Source organism: Algoriphagus jejuensis (assembly GCF_039523455.1).
GTDB lineage: Bacteria > Bacteroidota > Bacteroidia > Cytophagales > Cyclobacteriaceae > Algoriphagus > Algoriphagus jejuensis.
In genome coordinates this window covers 110,424-133,228 of record NZ_BAAAFI010000047.1, presented here as the reverse complement: position 1 = coordinate 133,228, position 22,805 = coordinate 110,424, and the positions used below count along the sequence as shown (strand labels likewise).

Sequence of the window (22,805 nt, the reverse complement as noted above, 5' to 3'; positions counted from 1 at the left end):
TGGGCGGTTTTGTGATTACTTATAATAGGCCGGCGGTTTTGCTGGAAACGCTGAAGGTAATTTTTGCACAGTCGGTAGCTCCCGAATTGATCTGGGTGATAGACAATTCGGAAGGTATGGAAACTGATCACGCGATCGCTTCAATTTTAGATCCAAGAATTAAGTATCATAGAATGGGGTATAATTCCGGACCGGCAGGAGCTTCAAAAAAGGGCTTGGAGCTATGTGCAGAGGAGAATCTGGATTGGATCTATTGGGGAGATGATAACGATCCTCCAGAATTTGAGGATACTTTTGAAAGACTACTTTCGGTTAAAGATGACAATCCGTATTGCGGGATCATAGGCGCGGTTGGCCATTTTTTTGATTATAAAAAAGGAGAAATCAAACGCGTACAAACTCGATTGCTGAAGAAAAAGCGGAGTATAGAAGTGGAAACTATCGCCGGTGGCATGAACATGTTGGTTCATCGGGATGTGGTGAAAGCGGGGGTGCTTCCTGATTCGGACTTGTTTTTTGGTTTTGAGGAACTTGACTTTTGTCTGAAAGCCAAAAGAAAAGGATTTGCTTTGGTAGTTAACTGTGAACTGTTTATCCGATTGAGGGAAAAACACAACCGGACGGATTTCAAGCGCGAATTTTATAAGAAAAAAGCCAATCCTGGGCGGGAGTACTACAGCCTTAGAAACTTGCTTTATATATCTAATTCGCTAACAAGCAAAGCGATGAAGAAGCGACTGATCGTAAAATGGATCGGTAAGGCCTTCTATGGGTTTCGATATGGACTGAACTACGGCGCTAGAAATTTCAAGACGATATTGCTGGCATTTTACCACTATTGGAGAGGAATAAAAGGCAAAACCATTGATCTTATTCCGGCAAATGAAAGTTGACTTTTCTGATGTATATGGTGTCGTAGTCACTTATCAGCGTTATCCTGAGCTGAAAAAGACACTTCAAGCCTTGAACTCGGAAGGAATCGGGTGGAGTAAATTGATTATCATCGATAACAATCCCAGCAGTTCCCGAGACTTTGCTTTGATTGCCGAGTATATGCAATGTAAATGGATATTTCCTGCCGAAAATATCGCCTCTGCGGGAGGGTTTGCCTTGGGAATGGAGGAGGGGATTCGGCTAGGTGCAGATTGGGTTTGGCTTTTTAATGATGATTCTAGACCAATATCGGGAGCTTTAGATTCCTTGAAAAATGCAATCAGTCAGTCTATGGATAAAAAAATAGGAATGGTGAAAATTGCCAATTTCAATGATAAAGGTGAAGCAATTCTTTTAGATTGGAAAGGAGTTAGAAAGCCTAGGTATGTCAAACCTTCGAGTGATCCCTTCCAAACAGATTTGGTGACTTTTGATGGATGTCTGATTTCAGCAGAATTGATAAAGCAGATAGGCTATTGTGACCCTGCATACTTTATGGGAACCTATGAATTTGACTATTGTCTTCGTGCTCGAGACGCGGAATTTGCAATTTTTACAATTCCAAATGGTCTGATTGAAGATGGAAAATTAGGATCTGTTGGTGGTACACCGCCTTGGAGGCAATATTATAATACGAGAAACCATCTTTGGTTAGGGATTGATAGAGGAGATCCTCAGACAAAAATGGCTTGGCTGGTCAGAGAGATAAAGTTTATTTATGCCATCCTACGATGGGAAGATCAGAAGATATTGAGACTAAAAATGAAATTTTTTGCAACTGTTCATGCATTGATGGGGAAAAGGGGGAAAGTTTATTCAGGTGAAAAAAGGAATTTATGAATTTTCTAACTAAGGTTACTACAAGTTTAGCGTATCGGTTTAAGCTTTTATACACCTTTTTGAAGAGTTCAGAAATACTAAGGCGATACGGAAAAATGGATATAAGATACTTCGATTCTGATTTGAGAGTATTTTATCAAATTTTTATTGAGGAGAATTATTATTTTTTCCCTGAGGGATTTGCTCCTAAAATAATTATAGATGCCGGCGCAAACGTAGGATACTCGGCAATATGGTTTTCTGAAAGGTTTGTGTCCTCTAAAATAATAGCACTTGAGCCTGAAATCAATAATTTTAAAATCTTAAAAAGTAATACTGAAAATTGGAAGGACATAGTGTGTGTTGATCAAGCACTTTGGTTTGAGGACTCTGAATTGTTTTTCAAAAACCCAAAAGGCTTAAGTTGGAGTTTTGAAATTACATCTAAGCCAAACAGTTCTTCACCAAAAGTAAGAGCGATTTCTATACCTTCTCTTATGCATGATCATAAGATAGAAAAAATAGATCTTTTGAAAATAGATATTGAGGGAGCAGAATATGAGCTTTTTAATAATTCACCAGATCTATGGCTTCCTTTTGTAGAATCCATATTTATTGAAACCCATGACAAGAAGATTCCAGGCACATCTGATTTGGTAGATGCTGTATTAAAGAAGGCTGGCTTCACTAAATTTAAGACTAGAGATCTTAGTTGTTATTTTAGATTGTAAATATTGAAACTCCTTTTTACCCAAGATGCGCTAGCTAGCGGAGGAGCTGAGCGAAGTCATCTGGAAATTTTGTCCAGGTTTTCCGAAACGGTGGAAGTTGTGTTCGTGTATTTTTATCCCAAGCACGACCTCAAGGAAGAATATTTAAAAGCCGGTATCCGGCTTATTTTTTTGGATATCCCCGAGACCTATCACTTTCCAACCGCAATTGCCCGATTGGTCAAACTGATCAAATCGGAGCAACCTGATTTGTTGATTTCCAGTCTCTGGAGGGCAGATCAAATTACCCGAATTGCGTCTTTGCTAACCCGAGTGCCTACAGTGGGAACCCTTGTGAATGATAGTTATGCTCCCGCTGCGTGGAATGATAAGGTGGGTTTTAGGCACAAGGTGGTGTATTACTTAGATCGGGCAACGGCTCGTATCCCTGTCCACTGGATTGCAAATGCTCAAGCAATAGCATATTCCCATGTTCAAAACTTAGGTTTGGATTTTAGTAAGATCTCGGTTGTTTATAGAGGAAGGGAAGTGTCAAATTTAGCTTGGAAGCCGAATGGAGGGATAAGACATTTTCTTAGTTACGGCAGGCTTTTAGAGAGAAAAGGTTTTCAAGATCTTATCAGGGCGTTTGCGAGACTAGACTATTTGTTGCCACAGGGGTGGAGTCTGACCATTTTCGGTGATGGGCCATATCGGATGGAATTGGAGACATTAGTTCGATCGTCAGGACTTGATGGGAAGGTGATATTTCCTGGATCGATTGAAAAAGCATCCGAATTATTGCCAAGGTATGACTGCTTTTTATTTCCATCATGGTATGAGGGTTTTTCTGGTGCTTTAGTAGAAGCTATGATGGCAGGGATTCCTATTATTGCGTCTAATATTCCAATGAATCGGGAGGCTTTAGGGGAGGATTCTGGACTCTTATTTCCTCCACTTGATGTGGATCAAATTGTCGAGCAGGTTGTTTATGCGACGACTCATTTGCCTGAAATGACGATGTTGGGCCGGAATGCGCGTAACAGAGCGATAGAATTTTTCTCGATTGACCGTATTTCAGCTACTTATGAAGAGAAACTCCATCAGATAAAAAACAATCTTTGAGAATAGTTCAGGTTATCCAAAAGCCTCAAAGGCGTGGGGCGGAGATTTTCACCGTACAACTTTCGGGACAAATGTCTAAGCAAGGGCATGAAGTTCTGTTGGTTAGTGTTTTCACCGGGCCAGGGGGAATTTCCTACTCCGGAGAGTGGGTGAAAATGGAAAGGCGACTTTCGCAGCGTTTTTACGATTTTAAGGCTTGGAGCCTGCTTTCGAAACTGATTGAGAGTTGGAAGCCCGATTTGATTCAAGCTAATGCTGCTGATACCCTAAAGTTCACTGTGTTTTCGAAGATTTTTTTTCGTTGGAAAATCCCGATTATTTACAGAAATGCGAATCAGATGGGAGATTTTATTAAAAATGGTTTTCATCGGAGGTTTAACCAGTTTCTTATTAACCAAGTGTCTGCGGTAGCGTCTGTGTCAAAAGCCTCCAAAGAGGATATTCATTGCTCTTTTTCATTCCCCATCAATCGATCAAGGGTGCTTCCTATAGGGATAGAAACTAACTCGGTAAATCACCTTGCAAATGGAGATATTTCTATTCAGCTACCTGAAAGTTTTTTGCTTCAGATTGGAGGCTTGGTAGAAGAGAAAGCTCCCCTAGCTATGCTTTCGATTTTTGTAAAACTTCAAAAAAAGTACACTTGGTTGAAGTTGCTTTATGTTGGTTCAGGTTCCTTGGAAAGTGTTTTGAGGAAAGAAATAGCTGTGCAGGGCCTTGACGAGTCAGTGTCTATACTCCCAAGTCAGTCAAATATTTTTCCAATACTCTCTAAAGCATTTGCGTTGGTCATGCCGTCTAAGATAGAGGGATTACCAGGTGTTATTTTGGAAGCCATGTATTGTAGGGTTCCAGTTATTGCCTTTGGTGTTGGTGGAATCCCGGAGGTATTGAAGAATGGGGAGACCGGGTGGTGTATTGCTCCAGGACAGGCGGATGATTTTTTAGCGGCTATCGAAGATGTTATTTCCGCTGACTCCAAATTGAAAAGCCAAATCTTTGATAAAGCCCACCAACTCGTGAACAATTCTTTCAATATTGAAAAAATTACCAGGCAGTTTGAGGGATTTTATAACGAAATTCTTTTTCAAAATTCAGTATGAATTTAAATAGAGGAAAAAAAATTTATACATCAAGATTTTAATTGCGGCTCAGCAGTACTTGGATTTTTTTTATCAGCTGATAGATTAGGTTTCTTTTCCGATATAGCAGACCTCTCCTATCGTCGAGGTGACGTGCCCCGAGGGTGGGACTTCTCCTAGCGTCGAGGTGACATGTCCCGAGGGTGAGACTTCTCCTATCGTCGAGGTGACAGGTCTCGAGGGTGAGACTTCTCCCAGCGTCGAAGTGACGGGACGGTCGAGGTGACCGGTACTTTATACTCCCTCTACTTCGGCCAGTCTTTTCCTTTCCTCTTCCACAATCCGATTGTAGATCTCGCCCCGTTTTCGAATTCGATTCTGTTTCTGCCAATCCATAAATGCGACAATTACAAACAGCATAAAGTACATAATCTGGGATTTTTGCCGGATGATGATGCCCAGATTTGACATCACAAAGGTCATGGAGATCGAGATCGAAATGAATACCACGCCCGACATCTTCACCATCGCCGGGGCTTCCTTGATATATTTGATAAACTCTTTGTTCAAGATCCTGCTAAACATGTAGATATAGAGCGCGTTCTCGAGAGAAACGACGATTCCCAGCGCATTTGGAGAGTCAATAAAAAGCGGTCTAAACCAAAACGTAAACAACTTCATGGGAAGGCTGTAGGAACTCATATCCACCCCAGAACCGGCGGATTGAAGACGCTGTGCATTTAGCCCCGATTCCTCTTCAAAGCTGTCGACGACGTTGTTTGGATCATATCCCAAAAAAGTTAGGAGATCTTCGTACACGTAGATGCTCATAACAATAGCGCCGAGTGCCACCAAGTACTTTTGGTAAGTGGGGACTTTTTCCTTGCCCAATACAAATCCTACTCCCATCCCTACCAATACCGCAAACAGGATATGGGGGCGGATCATGTAACATATAAAACCTCCGAGAAGGATATGTGGAATTCGTCTGCCCGGCCAAGAGAGTCCATAGGTGAGAATACCGAGTCCAGCAAAAATATAGGCTCCTTTGCCTAAGGACGCGGTCCAAAAGTGCATATTGGGAAGGAACATGAAGATGGTGATCGCATCCCACCCTTTGAATTTGGCATTGAAGCGCAAATTTTCTTTAAAAAAACAATAGAAATAGACAAAGCCCCAGAACCCCACCCAGGTACTGAAGAACATCATCATGTCATAGTTGAAGCCCAGCCACTTGGCGAAGGGGTAATTGACCCACTCGATAAAAAGAGTGCCGGGCTTAAATGCATCAGCCCAGTTTTTATAGTTTACGTAGCTGTTGAAATAATTGACTGAGTCAGAGCGGTTTAATTGGGAGTAAGTCCAGTAAACCAGCCCAAAAAACATATGATACCAGTACATCTGGTTCAGCAGGCCAGCCTTGAGCCATTTGTGTTCTTTTTGGAGATTTCCCAAGATTGGCTGTGAAGCAAAGAACAGGAAAAGAATAAGAAATACTGCTCCTAACAAGGGGTGGATTTTTTGCTAAAGATATTCAAAAGTACCAAAAAGTGAGAATCAAGAGCCAAGAGGCAAGAATCTATCAATTCCCAACAATGAGATTTCTCCCTCCGGTCGAAATGACGTAACGAACCCGTCACCTCGACGATAGGGGGGTTCTCCCTCCCGATCGTCATCGCGGAGGTCGAAATGACTGCTCCGACTCGTCATCTCGACGTAGGAGAGATCCCCCTGCAGTCGAACTGACTGCTGGTCACCTCGTAGTAGGTTTCCTCCAGCTCTCGCACCATCCTGGTCATACTGAAGCCTTCGCTGACCCGTTCTCTGGCAGCTTTGGCCATTTTTTGTTGTAGCTCCGGATTTTTAATCAAGTCGATGCAATGACCAGCCAAATCCGGCCATCGGTCAATCTCGGTCAAATAGCCCTGATATCCGTGCTGGACTACCTCAGCGATGCCACCGGCAGTAGTAGCGACTACAGCTACCTCGCAAGACATCGCCTCCAGCATCGCGATGGGCAATCCCTCAAACTCTGAAGTGCTCAGGTAGATATCCATGAGGGATAGGTAGGGGATGACCTTCTTCTGCACACCCACCAGGTGAAAGTTGCCAGTCTTTCCAGATGCCTCAATTTGTTGCACGATTCGATCTCTCCATTCTCCATCTCCTACGAGCAGAAAATGCGTTTCTGGATATTCTTTCAGTATCTCCAAGGCGACTTCCACCCAGAGCCATAATCGCTTTTGAGACCGAAAAACCGCAACTTTGCCGATCACCGGCGCCCCCTCCGGAATCCCAAGCTTCTTTCTTAAAAAAACATCCCCTAGTTCTGTCTCTTTATTTTGCCCACTGTCCAGCGCCGATTTTAGACTGATCTCTGATCCCTGATCACTAGTTTCTTTCGTCTCCGATCTTCCGTCTTCCATCTCCCGTCTTCCGTCTTGAGCCGTACTTGCTACTTGATACTTGCTACTTGCTACTCTCTTAAACACCTCCGTGTTAACCCCGTTTTGGATCACCTTCACTTTCATCCTTCCGCCCCGCTGGTAGGGATCCCAGATCGAATTGAGCCGCATAGACAGTGCTACCTCGTTGGATACTGCGATGGCGATATCCTGTTTTTTGAAACTCAGTCGATTGCCCCAGTAAGTAATCAAATTGTACCGTTCCCAAGTATTGTGCTCGGTGTAGACGATTGGGATCGGCAGATTTTTGCCAACTGCACGGGCTAATATGCCAGCCCAGGGAAGGTGTGCGTGGATAATGTCAATACCATTGGATCGGATAAACTCGCGGACTTTGGAGACCTGTAGGTAGAGCCCCAGATTGGTAGAGGGGATGAGATGAACTTTGATGCCGGTGTTTTCCAATTCCTCCACGATGTTGTTTTCTTGGTGGTAAAAGTACAGGCAGTAAAACTCGAACCGACTTTGATCATGTACCAGGGCTGTTTCTGGGATCAATTTCTCAGCTCCCCCGCGACCGAGGCTCTTGATGAGGTGTAAAACTCGTATTTTATGGGGTAATTTACTCTCTTGGTTTTCCATCCTGTTAGTGTCACATCTTAATTGATTCTTCTCCAAATTTTTAATGATTAGAAGATAGATTGCTTTATTTATTCTTTGCTACCAAAGATTGAATGTGATATGTTTCGAAAATACTTCAATTTATAAATTTAGTTCCCAATTGTCACCAAATGCGTTTATACTTTAGGTGATTAATGGACGCTCTTAAGTGATTTTGGATCACACTTCTTCTTCGTCCTTTTGGCTTAGCCCAAAAGAACAAAAAGGCCAAGATTTGCCAAAGCTCCAACCGCACGAGGCCGAACGCTGGCTCGCTGGCAAATCCTCCCACCGCGCCTATCCCTATTGTATTGGGTGCTAAGAAGGCAAAACTCCGACGTAATTTCTAGCTTTGATGGTTTGAAGTGGCCAAAATCCTGTCATTTCATTTTTGTTTATTCTTGAATTATTAAGACTCAGGCTGACAAACCTATCGAATCTAAAACCGTCATCTTCTTTTTATAAATTCTCGAATTTTCAAGACACGTGATTTTGGTGAATCAGCGTTCTATCGATCAACTGAACCTTGCCGCCGAACACTGATCACTGCCCACTGAAGACTGAACGCTGCTCACTGAAACTGAAAAATTTCTTTCCGGCTAATTCAGCCAAGTCTTCCATATTGAGGCTGAGCATTCCAAACTTTTCTCTGAGTTGCTGAAAGTGCAGCATCAACTCCCTCAACTCTGCCATAGCGGCTGCGGGGTTGGTTGCAAAATTGTGGGGATGCCACCAAAGATGATAAGAGGCTTGGGCTTTTGCAGCTGCGCTCATTTCATTTTTGATTCGTTTGAGCCTTACGGTATTGAACAGGGTATTGGATTTGGAGATAGGGCGTAGTATCCTTGATGCGGGGATCAGGAGTGGCTCCTTTGGCAAAGGATTGAGGTCATCCAACTTAAATAGGGTGTGCTGTCCGACCGGGAAAAAACAGTCTGCAGAACGAAACCATTTTTTGCTCAAATCTTCGTATTGCGTTTCCTGCCAATACCAATTTCTCGGGTTACTCCGCACCTGTGTATAGCCTTCTTCCAGACAAATGGGCAGATAAAGCTCATTGAGATGGTTTCTTGGAAAAACAAGTGACTTCAAGGTAACACCAAACTTCTCCTGTGAAATCCGCTGTGATGCCTGTAAATCATGCCGAAACTGCTCCGGACTTTGGCCCCGCACCAGGGTATAGAAGTGTGCAAAGGTATGGGATCCCAATTCCTGTCCGGGGGTGTCCAATATTTTTTTAATGAGTTCGGGGGCGAAGAGTACTGCCGGGTCCAGTCCGTTTTTTTTTACAAACTCGTAGGCCGAGAGCTTGGACGTCCGATAGGAGGGCTTGTGGACTGGGGAATAGTGCCGCCATTCGGCTTCGTTCTCCGCGAAAAGCATTCCGACGGTCGCCCAAGTAGCCTTGATTTCGTTTTTCTCAAACACCTCCAGAATTTCCGGTATCAGCTTCCGAGTATTGGCAAAGTAGTGTGGATCGTAGGTATTCCCCACTTTGTCAAAAATTCCCCAAAGGAGCTCAAAATCAAGGGAAATGGTAAAAGTGGAACTGGGCATGGGCGGAATTTAGGGATTTGAGGCCTTATTTGAGACATTAAAATTGGAAGATTTTTTCGCAATTTCTTCAGGGGGCAGGTTTTGATCGGCGATCGAAAAGCGCGTGAGTCGAGCTGGTGAGCGGGTCGAGGTATGTCTTTCAACACCTCCATCGAGTAACTCAGAACACTTCCAAATCTCCTAAGCTCCAGTTCCATACCTGATCCATGGGAGAGAAGTGTTCGGATACCTTCCGAAGTGTAACCAAAGGCCCAACCCTCAGGATCGGAAGTAATCCCATGTCAAGTACGTTTTGCTTTGAATAGGCTAAACCGGAAAAAGACGAGAATCTGGCGCCGGAGATTTTGATTTGCTGGTTGAGCGCAATTCCCAATTCCTTGATGGCGTTCTTGGAAAGTTCTGTTTTGGTGAACAAGTCGCAAATCCTAAACTCTCTGCCCATCTTCCCTTCCTTGATCCGGTAGACCAACAAATAATGTTCTCCGTCACTGATGAACTGATAGTGATAGAGGGGATTGTCTCGATATCTCCAATTGAGGTATCCCTTGACCAATCTGGTTTGCCCTTCGGAGAAAGTTGGGTCTCCTGTTTCGATTGTTTGAACGAGCTTTTGGACTTGCGCCCAATCTGAGTTTACTAGGACAGTTTTTCTGGAATTCGCCAGGTGAAAGTTGAGCTTAAGCGGCAATTTCCCCCAGGATTCCCAGCCCATTTTGAGATAGCCGGGTGCACTTTTGCTATTGGGAGTGTTGTAGATCAAATCAATTCCATCGGCTGTCACCTCCTCCAATAACCTACCTGTGAGCTGATTGAAAATCCCTCTTCCCTGATACGTGGGGTGCGTGGCGGTATCGACAGCCCGACAAGCTTTGATTGTCTTGCCCTTGTTCGAAAATTCCCATTGCAAAAATGCCCTTATGCCTACTACCTGACCATTGTCTTCCGCTAAAAGAACCGGAGATTTGCCGAAGGGATTGTCTACATGCTTCCATTGCCAGAGTTTTTCGGACTTTGGAATGAGGCTTTCACCCAAAGAAACTCGAAGTAGCTCTATAATGGGGGTATTGTCGTTGTGTGTTGCCGTACGGATATCCATCAGCCAAATTTAACTTTTAGACTAAAACAAGCTATTGTTCTTTAAGTCATTTCGACGATAGGAGTGATCTCATCCTAGTTGTCACTCCAAATTATGGGATTTCTCCCTGCGGTCGAAATAACTGGTCTTACAGGATTCCCTATACTCAGCTAGTCATAAATCTTTATCTTTGATTCCTTGAGATCAAATCACCCTTAATGAAGCATTTCATCTATTTTGCTGGCTTGGTTCTGCTGGCATCTTCCTGTATCAGCAATAAGCGTATTACTTATTTACAAAATCTCTCGGACAGTACAGCGATCGCTTTGGATGAGTTTATCCCATTTGCCGAGGTGGATCACAAGTATATTTTGCAACCCTTTGATATTGTGCAGATTGATTTCGCGAGCGCAGATCCGGAGTTGGTGGAAGGATTTACTTTTTTAAACGCACCTCAAAACTTGGGCATCAGATCAAGTGCGGGCGGGGGAGCCAGCGGTGGTAGCGATCCACTCTATATGACTGGTTTCTCGATCGATCAGGACGGCATGGTGGAGATTCCGAAGCTTGGAAAGATAGAAATCGCCGGATTGACTGAAGCAGACGCAAAATCACGAGTTCAAGCGGCGATCAACGAGTATTTCAAAGAAGAGGTATTCGTACGGCTCCGGATTGCCGGAATCAGATACACCACCTTGGGAGAGTTCAATACCGTTGGGGTACAGATCATCTATAAAAATCGCGCAACGATCTTTGATGCCTTGGCCAATTCAGGCGAAACTTCTCTCCTGGCAAAAAAGAACAAATTGTTTCTGATCAGACAATACGACGGCGGTACCAAAATTCATATGATCAACCTAAATGACCGCGCGCTGCTCGGTAGCCCTTGGTATTTCATTCAACCGAACGATATCTTGTATCTTGAGCCCATGAAAATCAGACAGATTGGTACTGCGGACAACCTGACCGCTTCCCTTGCCCTGATTGCCGGCCTACTGGCATCCCTGCTTTTGATAGTCAATCTGGTAAGTGGCGATTTATAAACTATGGAGAAGCTCGATCTCAGTCAGCTGGACAACGAAGAAAAAGCACTGGAACTACAGTATGTAATTGCCAAATATGTCCGCTATTGGCCTTGGTATCTGTTGTTTACCCTTCTTTTCCTGACCGGTACATTTCTTTTTCACCGCTATACGGTGGACGAATTTGAAGTTACCGGGTCCATCGTGATCAAAAACAGCAGCTCACCGGAATCCAGAATAATGGACCGTTCCAATATTTTCAGTTCCGGGATAAATCTGGAAAATGACATCCTTCGCCTCCGGTCAAAAAACATGGCCAGAGAATCCTTGAAAAAACTCCATTTTGATGTGGAGTACTATGCCAAAACCAATATCAAAGACATCGAACTCTACGACCGCTCTCCGGTAAGAATCAACGTAGACTGGGATCATATCCAAATGACAGAAACGGCTGTGGAGCTGGAAATCCTGTCTGAGGACAATTTCATAATGCGTCAATCGGAGACAGGGCTGATGGATTTCAATTCGGCACAGGCTTCCTCGGATGAATCAATCTACAACAAGACCTATACGTTTGGCGAACCGATTGAAACTACCCGTTCCAAATTCACAGTTTTTTTGGTCAACCCTTCCCGGACCGGCGATAAGATCATTTTCAGGTTTATAAACCCAACCGTACTAGAAGAGAGCCTAGCCAAATCAGTGCTCATATCGATGGAAAGTGAGTACTCCTCGGTCCTGAAGCTGACTACCAATACCAAAGTCGTAGAGAAGGGGAGGGATTATATCAATGCCCTAATGCATTCCTACATCGAATATGACTTGAATGAAAAAAATAAGATACAGGAAAACACGATTAACTTCATCGAGGAGCAGTTGGGCTTTTTGGAAGATTCTCTGAAAGAAAAAGAACGTGAGCTGCAGCGCTTCAAAGTGGACAATAAAATGCTGGACGTCTCCGCCGAGTTTTCGAATATCTTGGGAAAAATGAACACGCTCGACGAGCGGAATGCCGAATTGGATTTTCAGCTTGAATATTTCGAGGAGATCAAGCAGTATATGGAACGAAAAAGCCGGGACTTTTCTGATGTCATTGCTCCTTCTATCATCGGCGTGCCGGATCCCTTGTTGAATGGATTGATTCAGACCTTGGTTACGCTATCTCAGGATCGCAGAAAGCTGCTGGCCACTGTAAATGAAAACCATCCCGAGATTACCAAGATAGATGTTCAGATGGAGAAAGTTCAGGATGCTTTATTTGAAAATGTGGTCAACCTGATCGACAATACGAAAAAGCAAAAACAGATGATCCTGGGTAATATCAGGGAGTTTGATGCCGAGTTTTCTACACTCCCCGAATCCGAGTCCAAGTATACCAGTATATTTCGTGAGTTTAAGCTCCGCGAGTCGCTGTACACGTACCTGTTGGAAAAGCGCGCGGAAGCCGGTATTGCGCGTGCAGCAAACGTCTCGGACAACGCCATCCTGGATCTTGCCAAGAAAGGCACTTTGGTCTTTCCAAAAAAGACCCAAAATTATGGATTGGCTTTGGCCTTGGGGCTATTGCTCCCTTTTGGATTTTTCGTCCTCAGAGATGTTTTTGACGAAACCATCAAGGACCAAAGAGACTTGAAAAAACACTTTATGATTCCCCAGTTGGGAATCGTTGGCTTTAGCACCAAAGAAACGAATAAGGTGGTATTGGATTTCCCCAAATCAGCGGTGGCAGAATCCTTCCGCTCGCTGAGATCTGCGATTACTTACCTTGCTTCCGGCAAAAACACCAAGAAAATCCTAGTCACATCATCGGTCTCCGGAGAAGGAAAAACTTTTACCTCTCTCAATTTGGCTTGTGTCATGGCCTTGGGATCCAAAAAAACCGTGGTTGTGGGGGGAGACCTAAGAAGACCGAAGCTTTCAAGCTATTTCGGACACCCGGAGAAAGTCGGCTTGTCCACCTACCTGATCGGAAAAGCGTCCGCTGAGTCGATTATTATACCTACGGAACAGGAAAACCTCTTTTTTGTACCTTCAGGAGTGATCCCTCCCAATCCGGCGGAATTGCTCCAAACCCCCAAACTGATTGAGCTCCTCGCTTATTTGGAAGCGAATTTTGATGTGATTGTGTTTGATACGCCACCTATGGGGCTCGTTTCAGAGACGATCGATTTGATGCGGCTTTTTGATATCAACCTCTACGTCGTACGTCAGGGCTATACGAACAAAGACCACTTGGTGATGATCAATGACTTGTTTAACAATAAGCAGGTGAACAACGTCTATGGGGTTTTCAATGGAATTCTTAACTCCGGGTACCATTATGAAGGGTACAATTATGGATATGGAAACACCTATCTGTACTCCCAAAATAATAAGTACATGTACAATTATTATGGGGAAGATCTGGAAATCAAAAAGAAAAAGATCAAAAGCATGACTACTTTTGATCCGATAAAAGTATTAAAAAGGGCCTTTAGGAATAAAGGGTGATTGGTTTACACCACTCTGGTTAGCTCTAAAATACACCGATAGTAGTTGGGTTAATATACCCTAATACTATACTTTTTTCTTTCCGATTCTCCCGGTTCGATCCTACGAATGCCTTCTTTTTCGTTGAGCTGTCCGGAATGATCCGAAGCGTCCGCGATCCCCAACCAAGGCTCAAGACAGACAAATGGGGCTCCTGGTTTGGCCCAAATTCCCAGATAGTCAAAATCGTCAAAGTCCATTTTCACGATCGGGCCTCGATCGCAGTGAGTCAGGGAAACTTCTCTGGATTTCAGCGCTTTGAAAATCAAGGCATCCTGATCGAAAATTTGGGCATGCAGATGAATCTCGTTGGAGGAATCCAGGATCATTTCGCCTTTTTCTCCAATCAACCCTTCCGGAGTGATCATCCAGGTACTGTCGTGCTCCACTTGGGGGAATTCGATTCGGTACTCTTCCAAGCTCTCCCCGGCTAAGAGCGGACAGTTGAAGGCAGGATGGCCTCCTAAGGAGTAGTATAAAGGTTTACGGTCGAGGTTATAGACCTCATGGGAAATCTCCAGGCTGTTGCCGGAAACGCGGAAACTAACCTCCAACGCAAATGCGAACGGATAGACCTCCAGCGTCTCGGGTGTGGAATCCAAACGAAATACCAAGGTGTCGGACAGCTGCTTGATCAGTTTGGCTTGGTCTGAATTTCGGACAAAGCCATGCTTGGGCAGGATATAAGTTTTTCCTTCGTAGCTGGTTTTGCCGTCTTTCAGGGCTCCGATTATGGGGAAAAGAATTGGTGCCTGTCCCGTCCAAAACTGAGGGTCTCCCTGCCAAAGGTATTCCTGTCCGGTAATCTTGGATTTAAGGGAGCTGAGTTCCATTCCCCTCTGGTTTACGGTGACAAGGAGAGTCTCGGATTGTATGGTGTAGTGCATGGGTTGATTGGGATTGGTGACGAAGATAAGGGTTGATTGAGAAATTTTCCGCTGCTCCGAATTACTAATCTGATTCTTCAGCATCAGGCATTCGAAGCGCCGAGCGCCTTGCTGTCAGATTTCTAATCTGACTTAACTGACCAAGAGGTGGCGTCACCGGCACATTAAAACGACAATGAGAAAATCCAGCTTCCGGAGAAGCAGGACAACGGTAGATGGGTTGACTTCTAGGCTGTTCAATCACTATTCGCTTCATAGCACTCGAAAGGCTGTTTTTTCGCCACTCACAACTTAGCGCTTACAAACTCCACATTCTTCCTTCCAGCTGCCCATCAAATTTCCTTTGCTGCTCTGGGGTTTCGGAGTTATTTTTCGCTCCAATTAATTATTCTCGAAATTTTATGTTCTCAAACCAAAAAACCACTTGGATGGGAATGGCTCTGTTTTTTTCGGCCATATCTGTTCAGGCACAAACCAAGCTTCCGCTGGCTTCCTTCGAAAACAACAAGGGGAGTTGGTCTGAAGTCGCCAAGGTTTGGGCTGATCCTCTGCAGCCCGGCCACGAGCTCCAATCCGAAGGGAAAGGAAGCATCCTTCTCAACGCCCCAACCAAAAAGAAACCCGGAACCGATATCATAACTACCGAGAAGTTTGGGGATGCGGAAGTCACGTTGGTCTATATGATGGCTCCCGGGTCCAACTCGGGCCTTTATCTACAAGGACAGTACGAAATCCAACTGCTGGATAGCTGGGCTAAGACTGAGGTGAAAGCAGGAGACAATGGCGGGATCTATGAGCGCTGGGATGAGTCTAAGCCCGATGGGCAAAAAGGCTATCAAGGTTACGCTCCGCGAATCAATGCCAGTAAAGCTCCGGGAGTTTGGCAGACCTTGAATGTGAAGTTCAAAGCTCCGAGATTTTCCGCCTCCGGCGAAAAGATCGAAAACGCGAGAGTGATGTCTGCAACCTTGAATGGCGTAACCATTCATGAAGACGTGGAGCTTTTTGGTCCCACGAGAGGAGCATTGGACGGCGGCGAAGTGGCAGCAGGCCCGATCCGCATCCAGGGTGATCACGGTGCGATTGCGATCCAGTCTTTGGAAGTGAAACCCTACGATACGCCCGCTCCTGTGTTTGGTGAGATTTCCTACCAGGTTTTCCCCGGTTCCTACAGAGAGCTTCCGGTGGAAAGCACACTTGTCCCTTCCTCGTCGGGGAAAATTGCGAATTTTGATGAGTTTGTCGCTGGACTCACCTCGGTTTCCCTGAGCAAGTTTGAAGGGAAGATCTCGGTGAAAAAAGCTGGAAACTACACCTTCAGAATGAGCGTGCCCAATGGTATGGGTGCAATTCAAATCGGAAACGCGACAGAAGCCGTGCAGCTCAGAGATGGAATGATCACCGCTGAGAAAACCCTGGCCGCCGGAGAAACCTCCTACGTCATCTGGGTTTCAAAACCTGCAGATTGGACGGCACAAGGTTTTCAACTCGCCGCTTCATCGGATGGAATGTGGGACGAAACCTACAGCACACCGGCCGGAGCAGGATTCCGGGCTAGTGATCCAATCCTGGTCGATCCCACCCAAACACCGATCCTGAGATCATTTATCGAACTTCCTGACGGCAAAAAGATCTCTCACGGGATTTCAGTTGCGTCAAATGCCGGTGCTAATTTCTCCTATGATATCAATTCCAGCCAAGTGCTTCGGGTATGGAGAGGAGGGTTTCTGAATGCAACTCCCATGTGGAACAGCCGGGGAAACGGTATGTCCGTGCCAATTGGTATCGTGAGCGAACTGAGCGACGGATCGTCGTTGCTTCGAAATGCAGACGGGAGCGCCACAACCAAAGAATGGCAAACCCAAGGCTACCAGGTTTTGGGCAACGGCGGAGTGAGATTTTCAACTAAATCCAAGGACGGCTTGGAGCTGAAAGATCAGATACAAGGCAAAGCAGACGGGAAAGGCATCGATCGTTCCTTGGAACTTTCCGGCAATTCTACTCCACTGATGATCCGTGTAGCTCCGGGAAAAGTATTGAACGAAGTATCGGACAACTTGTATTGGATCGAGGATGCGGGGATTTTTCTGCAAGTCGCCGGCCAAAAACCTCAAGTAGGCGCGGACGGGATTCTCTTGCCGATCACGACCACCTTGAGTTATAGTATCCTGTTTTAATCCTGATAGAAATCGGGCATGAAGAAATCATCTTACAAGAAGATGGTCATTAACCATGCGAGATTCCATTTGGCATTAAAAAACAATTTTTCAACAGATGAAAGAAAATATATGTTTCGATTGACTATTAATTTGAAATCATTGACTTTGAGTGCAATCGCACTGGGAATGAGCCTTTCTTTATTTGCTCAGGAGTCACCGAAAGAAGAGGATTTCTTCAAGATCCTCAAAGTACCCGCGCCGGAAGGCACGCTGTTGGAAGTCGGTGGATTGGCGATGATGCCAAACGGTAACTTGGCAGTTTCTACCCGTCGGGGAGATGTTTTTATCGTAGAAAACCCCACTTCCCAGCGACCTTATTTCACCAAATTTGCCTCGGGTCTGCATGAGATTCTAGGTCTAGCCTACCATGAAGGGGCTCTGTATATGGTACAGCGGGGTGAGTTGACAAAGCTGACCGACTTAAATTCGGACGGTAAGGCGGACTGGTATCAGACCATCGCCAGCTGGAAGATGGCGTCACATTACCACGAGTATAGCTTTGGTCCGAAGATCACCTCAGACGGCTCCTTTATTGTCACTACCAACGTCGCCTTTGGCAATCAGGAATGGTGGAGAGGCGTGAGTAATGAACCCTATAGAGGCTGGACGCTGAAGATCCATCCTGATGGAAAGATCGAGCCTTTCGCAGCCGGAATGAGATCTCCCGCTGGCCCCGGTTACTTGGACGGTGAGGTTTTTTACACTGAGAATCAAGGAGACTACATGGCTTCCGGAGGGCTTTGGCACTTGGAAAAAGGAGACTTTGCAGGTCACCCAGCCAGCCTTCGTTGGTCAGATATGCCTGACTCTCCGATCAAATTGACGGTTGCGGAGTTTGATGCAGTCGTCGATCCTATGAAGGTCAAAAATGAAACGGGCGGATTCAGCAAGCCGGAAAATGTCGCCAATGCGCCGTTCATAACCTTAGCTGAAGCCAAAAAGCAGTTGCCGTCCATCAAGCTTCCGGCCGTCTGGTTTCCTTACGGGATTCACGGCATTTCCACTTCCGAGCCTATCGAGATTCCCGACAATTTCTGGGGTCCGTTTGGAGGACAGATCTTGGTCGGAGATCAGGGACAAAGCAAGATCATGCGGGTCATGATGGAGAAAGTGAACGGTGTCTACCAAGGTGCCTCAATTGACTTTAGAAGTGGATTCCAGTCAGGAGTTTTGAGGATGGTGTTCGCTGCGGATCAATCTCTTTTTGTGGGTGAAACCAACAGAGGTTGGGGTTCTGCCGGAGATGCGAATGAAGGCTTGCAGCGCTTGGTCTGGAATCGTGAGGCTCCATTTGAGATGAGAACCGTAAAAGCCAAGCCGGATGGTTTTGAGATCGAATTCACCAAACCAATCGACAAGAAGTCGGCGGAAGACCTTACTTCTTACCTCGTGTCCAGCTTTACGTACAAGTATCACCCGGTCTATGGAAGTCCTCCAGTTAAGGCGATGACGCACGAGATATTGGGTGTCGAGGTATCTGACGATGGGAGATCTGTTCGCGTCGCCATCAGCGATCCCCAACAATATCATGTCCACAAGATCAGCCTGCCGGGTATCCGTGAAGCGTCCAATTCCCACGAGTTGGTGCACATGGATGCGTACTATACGCTGAATGAGATTCCTTCAGGAGATAAAATGGTGATCAAGCCAAAGCCTGTAGTTGCCGCGATTCCAGTTGCTAAAACTGCAACTGCTGCGACCAAGACTACAGCAGCTGCGCCAAAACCGGCAGTCAAAACCGTTCCCGATGAAGCAGAGATCAAGACTTTGTTGGCCAAAAATACCTGTTCCGCTTGCCACATGACAGACAAGCGCGTGGTTGGGCCTCCATTTACAGAAGTAGCCAAGAGAAACTATACTCCTGAGCAGATCGTCGAGTTGATCTACCAGCCCAAGCCCGAAAACTGGCCGGGTTATGCCACTCCGATGGCCGCCATGCCTCAGGTGCCCAAGGAAGAAGCGCTGAAGATTGCGAAATGGATTAATTCGTTGAAGTAGGTTTTGTCAACTGTCAACAGACGACAGTCGATGCAGAATTATTTAGAGTGAAAAAACCGAAGTGATGAGCTTCGAATGCCGCGACTCCCCCTTTTCAAGGGGGTTGGGGGGATTATTCAATTCGAAAATAGGACGGTAATCTTGGACGTATAGTTGTTTGCCTTTACAAGAGAAAAACCGAAGTGATGAGCTTCGGTTTTTTTTTAATATCATTTAGGTCATAAATAGAATGTTTGACAGATTTGTGATTGACCAAACCCATCGTAGTTCTTTTAGTTTCAAATGCTTTCCTCCTTAATTTTGCTGTGAATTTTTTCAATAACCATCTAACACTATGAAAGAACAATTTGCAATCATCGGAGCGGGAATCGGCGGATTGACATTGGCCTTGACGCTAAAGCAAAAAGGGCATGAAGTGACGATCTTCGAAAGTGCTTCCGAGATCAAGCCCGTAGGTGCCGGGATTATCATGGCCAACAATGCGATGCAGGTTTTCCGGACCTTGGGGATGAAAGAGAAGATCGAAAAGGCTGGGAACAAGGTGTCGTCCATGAAGATCACCGACGAGCAACTCAAGGCCATCTCCTCCATCGAGCTTGCTAAGTTTGAAGCAAAGTATGGCGTGTACAATGTCGCGATTCACCGGGCGGACTTGCAGCGGCTCTTGGCGGAAGAGATCGGGTTGGAGCATATCCAACTATCAAAACGGCTTTCGAAGATCGAGCGAATCGAGGGCTTTAACCTGACTTTTGACGACAACACGACGGCCAAAAGCCGCATCGTGATCGGTGCGGACGGGATTCATTCTACGGTGAGAAAGGAGATTTTTGAAGTCGGGGAAATCAGAGATACGAGGCAGGTGTGCTGGAGAGGTGTCTGCGAGGTGGAACTACCCAAGGAATACGAACATACTGCTTTTGAGGCCTGGGGAAAGGGTCTGAGGTTTGGCTTTGTGAAAATAAACTCCCAAAAAGTGTACTGGTACGCCGTGGCTAGCGAGGGGCTGGTTCCGTCTGGAAGCGTGAACCTGAGTGGTTTGTTCCGGACTTTTCATTCCGATGTTCTCAGGATCATTGCTGCGACACCTGCCGAGACCATATTTTTCAGCAAGATCACAGATCTCAAGCCGATCAGCATCTGGCAGGATAAGGGCGCTTGCCTGATCGGGGACGCCGCGCACGCTACGACACCAAACATGGGGCAGGGCGCATGCCAGGCGATTGAGGATGCCTATGCGATCGGAAAGCTTTTGGAATCGGGCAAACCAATGGATCAGGTATTTTCAGAGTATGAACGGGTACGGATGAAGAAGGCGCATCAGATCGTCAACACCAGTTGGACAATGGGCAAATTGGCACACCTTGAGAACGGTCTCGGGATCTGGCTGAGAAACGCCGCCCTGGGAATCGTCCCTTCATCTCTCAATGACAAGCAACTCGACGGCGTCTTTGATATTGGATACATCGACAGCGAGGTGGAGAAACTAAAATCTTGACCTATTTTATCGAATAATAGCACCATCCGTTTTGTACGTGTCGCTGTCGGGTCAATCTTGATGATAAGCTGGGCAAAGTATTTTAAATTCAGTCACTTGTACTGGGTTTTGGATTTATTAAATCAAATAGTTCTTCCGCCATGAAAATCACACCTTCCCTTTTTGCGCTCATCCTTGGATTGACTTCACTGACCGCTTTCAGTCAAATCACAACCGACAAAAAAACCTGCACGCCCTGCGAGCAATTGAAGAAAGTTCGCCTTCCTGATGTGACTATTTTAGAAGCCACATCGGTATCCAAGGACACCATCCCAGGAGAGGAAGGTTGGTCACCGACCGTGGTGATTGACAGGACGTTCTGTCGGATCCTTGGAAGGATCAGCAAGGAAATCAAGTTCGAGTTACTACTGCCTGCGGACTGGAACGGTCGATTTCTGATGGCCGGAAATGGTGGGTTCGCAGGAAGTATTCAAAACGATCTGATCGGAAGACTCAACGAAGGCTACGCTGTCGTGGGCACCGACACCGGGCATAAGGACACCGGAGACGGTGCCGCGTGGGCACTCAATAACATGGAGCGGCAGCTTAACTTTGGGAGCTTGGCGGTTCACCGCACGGCGGAAGTTTCTAAGGCTCTCATCAACTCACACTACTGTGAGTATCCTGCATATTCCTATTTTCTGGGCTGCTCGCGTGGTGGAGGTCAAGCGATGATGGAGGCGCAGGCATACCCAGAGGATTTTGATGGAATCGTAGCCGGCGCGCCTGCTCACAATTGGCCGGCCCTGGGCGCGAAGTTCGTTCAGACCAGTCAGCACATGTATCCCGATCCGGATGACCTAAGTAAGCCCAACCTTACTCTCGATCACCTGAAGTTACTCCAAGCACATGTATTGAAGCAATGCGACGACTTGGATGGCTTGGAGGATTCGATTTTGAACGATCCAAGAGATTGCATCTTTGATTTTGCAACGCTCCCGATGTGCCCAGGCAACGCTGCCGGTACTGATTGCTTCACCCAAGAGCAGCTGGCCGCTATCCAATCGGTTTATAGTCCTTTGATGGTTGACAATCAGGAGATCTATCCGGGTTTTCCTTTTGGCTTGGAAGGTGAAGATACCGCTTGGGATCTCTGGATCACCGGTACGAGCCCTTACTTGGAAGGCAATCCGAGTTTACATCACATGTTTGGGACGAATATTTTCAAATACTTGGTGTTCAATGATCCTTCCTGGGACTACAGCCAGTATGATTTCAAAAATTTCGCTCAGGAAACCGCCTTTGCGTCGTCGTTTCTGGACGCTACACAAACCAACTACAGTGGTCTGAAAGATGCTAAAGGCAAGATGATCCTCTACCACGGATGGGACGATTATGCGATTTCGGCCTATGCTACCATTCAGCATTATGAGAAGGCGCTGCTGGTGGATCAAGAGTTGCCTTCCTACATCCGACTGTTTATGTTGCCTGGAGTACTCCATTGCGCTGGAGGAACGGGTCCGGATCAGGTGGATTGGGTGAAGTTGATCAGTGACTGGGTAGAAAACGAAAATGCACCGGAGCGAGTGGTGGTTTCGAAGTTTGAAGGCGGCAATCTGACGATGACCCGACCGGTTTATCCCTATCCGAAAGTAACAGTGTACAAGGGATCAGGCGACTCCACCGAAGAAAAGAATTTCGGGGTTAAGCAATAGCGAAAGCAGACTTTCTCCCCGCAGGAGTTGCGACACTCCGAGACTTTCTATAGGGAAACAACAGGTATCAGGCTAGTGGTTACTCAATTGGGCGAAAACTACACTTCGTAAGTAACCCGGTCATACGATTGAAGTTACGACCCGGAAACACCGTATCCTCCAGCCCGCCAAATCCTGCCGGTTGCCATAAAGCTGTCTTTTTTGTTACCCCTTGTTTTTTTTTGCTGGCTGCGCTGTTGATTTTGAGATCGATAGGCAGACAGAAGAGTTTGCGATTCACTCCTAGATTGACGGAGATGACTATTCGATTTTTGTCTTTTTTTCCCAGCGCTGATCAATGAAAAAATTGATTCGAGCGAGATATTTCCAACAGTGAAGTGTTTTTGAATTTTGGCCTGGACTTTAGTTGTAGGTATCAGATCGATGGCCAAAACTATAGAGGAGTGGATTCCTTTGCGACTCTCATTGCAGATAATCTGGGTATCAGTTTGGACTAGGTTTGACAAGGGCGATCAAACGGAACTCCGACTAATCATAACTTTGGTTAAATGTATTTACTGCATGATGGGATTTGAAATACTTGACTATTTTCGTC

At 45.8% G+C, this 22,805-nt stretch carries 16 protein-coding genes; 11 read left to right on the top strand and 5 right to left on the bottom strand.

Features of this window, described 5'->3' with window-relative positions; all coding sequences use genetic code 11:
- Nucleotides 1-11 precede the first annotated feature (11 nt).
- From ABD031_RS19670 to ABD031_RS19650, 5 genes are read left to right on the top strand one after another with little or no spacing between them, the layout of a single operon-like run.
- Entirely contained in the window at nucleotides 12-893 is an 882-nt protein-coding gene (locus ABD031_RS19670) for a glycosyltransferase (RefSeq protein WP_343854453.1), read from the top strand.
- On the top strand, nucleotides 883-1,773 hold the full coding sequence (locus ABD031_RS19665) for a glycosyltransferase family protein (protein ID WP_343854452.1): 891 nt from the start codon (nucleotides 883-885) through the stop codon (nucleotides 1,771-1,773). The genes ABD031_RS19670 and ABD031_RS19665 overlap by 11 nt, the downstream gene beginning before the upstream one ends.
- Nucleotides 1,770-2,483 (top strand): FkbM family methyltransferase, encoded by a 714-nt coding sequence (locus ABD031_RS19660; RefSeq protein WP_343854451.1) that lies wholly within the window; start codon nucleotides 1,770-1,772, stop codon nucleotides 2,481-2,483. The genes ABD031_RS19665 and ABD031_RS19660 overlap by 4 nt, the downstream gene beginning before the upstream one ends.
- A gap of 3 nt (nucleotides 2,484-2,486) precedes the next feature.
- Complete coding sequence (locus ABD031_RS19655; RefSeq protein WP_343854449.1) at nucleotides 2,487-3,587, top strand: glycosyltransferase; 1,101 nt, start codon at nucleotides 2,487-2,489, stop codon at nucleotides 3,585-3,587.
- Nucleotides 3,584-4,690, top strand: coding sequence for a glycosyltransferase family 4 protein (locus ABD031_RS19650; protein ID WP_343854448.1), 1,107 nt, complete (start codon nucleotides 3,584-3,586; stop codon nucleotides 4,688-4,690). Before ABD031_RS19655 ends, ABD031_RS19650 begins: the two co-directional genes overlap by 4 nt.
- A 273-nt stretch (nucleotides 4,691-4,963) precedes the next feature.
- Here the strand turns inward: ABD031_RS19650 and ABD031_RS19645 are convergent, their stop codons facing one another.
- The 4 genes from ABD031_RS19645 to ABD031_RS19630 form a co-directional block, all read right to left on the bottom strand.
- A complete protein-coding gene (locus ABD031_RS19645; protein WP_343854447.1) occupies nucleotides 4,964-6,124 on the bottom strand; it encodes a hypothetical protein in 1,161 nt (386 codons plus the stop codon).
- 251 nt (nucleotides 6,125-6,375) lie between these two features.
- Nucleotides 6,376-7,716: a glycosyltransferase gene (locus tag ABD031_RS19640; RefSeq protein ID WP_343854445.1), complete on the bottom strand. Its 1,341-nt coding sequence runs from the start codon at nucleotides 7,714-7,716 to the stop codon at nucleotides 6,376-6,378.
- A gap of 561 nt (nucleotides 7,717-8,277) precedes the next feature.
- On the bottom strand, nucleotides 8,278-9,291 hold the full coding sequence (locus ABD031_RS19635; RefSeq protein WP_343854444.1) for a polysaccharide deacetylase family protein: 1,014 nt from the start codon (nucleotides 9,289-9,291) through the stop codon (nucleotides 8,278-8,280).
- Nucleotides 9,292-9,451: 160 nt separating this feature from the next.
- The gene (locus ABD031_RS19630; protein WP_343854443.1) at nucleotides 9,452-10,387 is read right to left on the bottom strand and encodes a GNAT family N-acetyltransferase; all 936 of its coding nucleotides are present in this window, start codon (nucleotides 10,385-10,387) and stop codon (nucleotides 9,452-9,454) included.
- Between the two features lie 197 nt (nucleotides 10,388-10,584).
- On the opposite strand from ABD031_RS19630, the gene ABD031_RS19625 reads away from it, so the two are divergent.
- Together ABD031_RS19625 and ABD031_RS19620 are read left to right on the top strand one after the other, a co-directional pair.
- Nucleotides 10,585-11,409 (top strand): polysaccharide biosynthesis/export family protein, encoded by an 825-nt coding sequence (locus tag ABD031_RS19625; protein ID WP_343854441.1) that lies wholly within the window; start codon nucleotides 10,585-10,587, stop codon nucleotides 11,407-11,409.
- Nucleotides 11,410-11,412: 3 nt separating this feature from the next.
- Nucleotides 11,413-13,878, top strand: a complete 2,466-nt coding sequence (locus tag ABD031_RS19620) for an exopolysaccharide transport family protein (protein WP_343854440.1) — start codon at nucleotides 11,413-11,415, stop codon at nucleotides 13,876-13,878.
- Nucleotides 13,879-13,928: 50 nt separating this feature from the next.
- Here ABD031_RS19620 and ABD031_RS19615 read toward each other — a convergent pair whose 3' ends face one another.
- Entirely contained in the window at nucleotides 13,929-14,804 is an 876-nt protein-coding gene (locus tag ABD031_RS19615) for an aldose 1-epimerase family protein (RefSeq protein WP_343854439.1), read from the bottom strand.
- A gap of 434 nt (nucleotides 14,805-15,238) precedes the next feature.
- Between ABD031_RS19615 and ABD031_RS19610 the strand changes: the two genes are divergently transcribed.
- The 4 genes from ABD031_RS19610 to ABD031_RS19595 all read left to right on the top strand — a co-directional run bounded on the left by ABD031_RS19610 (nucleotide 15,239) and on the right by ABD031_RS19595 (nucleotide 22,210).
- Complete coding sequence (locus ABD031_RS19610; RefSeq protein WP_343854437.1) at nucleotides 15,239-16,981, top strand: 3-keto-disaccharide hydrolase; 1,743 nt, start codon at nucleotides 15,239-15,241, stop codon at nucleotides 16,979-16,981.
- 168 nt (nucleotides 16,982-17,149) lie between these two features.
- Nucleotides 17,150-19,021: a c-type cytochrome gene (locus tag ABD031_RS19605; RefSeq protein WP_343854436.1), complete on the top strand. Its 1,872-nt coding sequence runs from the start codon at nucleotides 17,150-17,152 to the stop codon at nucleotides 19,019-19,021.
- Nucleotides 19,022-19,355: 334 nt separating this feature from the next.
- Nucleotides 19,356-20,516: an FAD-dependent monooxygenase gene (locus ABD031_RS19600; RefSeq protein ID WP_343854435.1), complete on the top strand. Its 1,161-nt coding sequence runs from the start codon at nucleotides 19,356-19,358 to the stop codon at nucleotides 20,514-20,516.
- 140 nt (nucleotides 20,517-20,656) lie between these two features.
- Nucleotides 20,657-22,210, top strand: coding sequence for a tannase/feruloyl esterase family alpha/beta hydrolase (locus ABD031_RS19595; RefSeq protein ID WP_343854433.1), 1,554 nt, complete (start codon nucleotides 20,657-20,659; stop codon nucleotides 22,208-22,210).
- The last annotated feature ends 595 nt before the right edge of the window (nucleotides 22,211-22,805 follow it).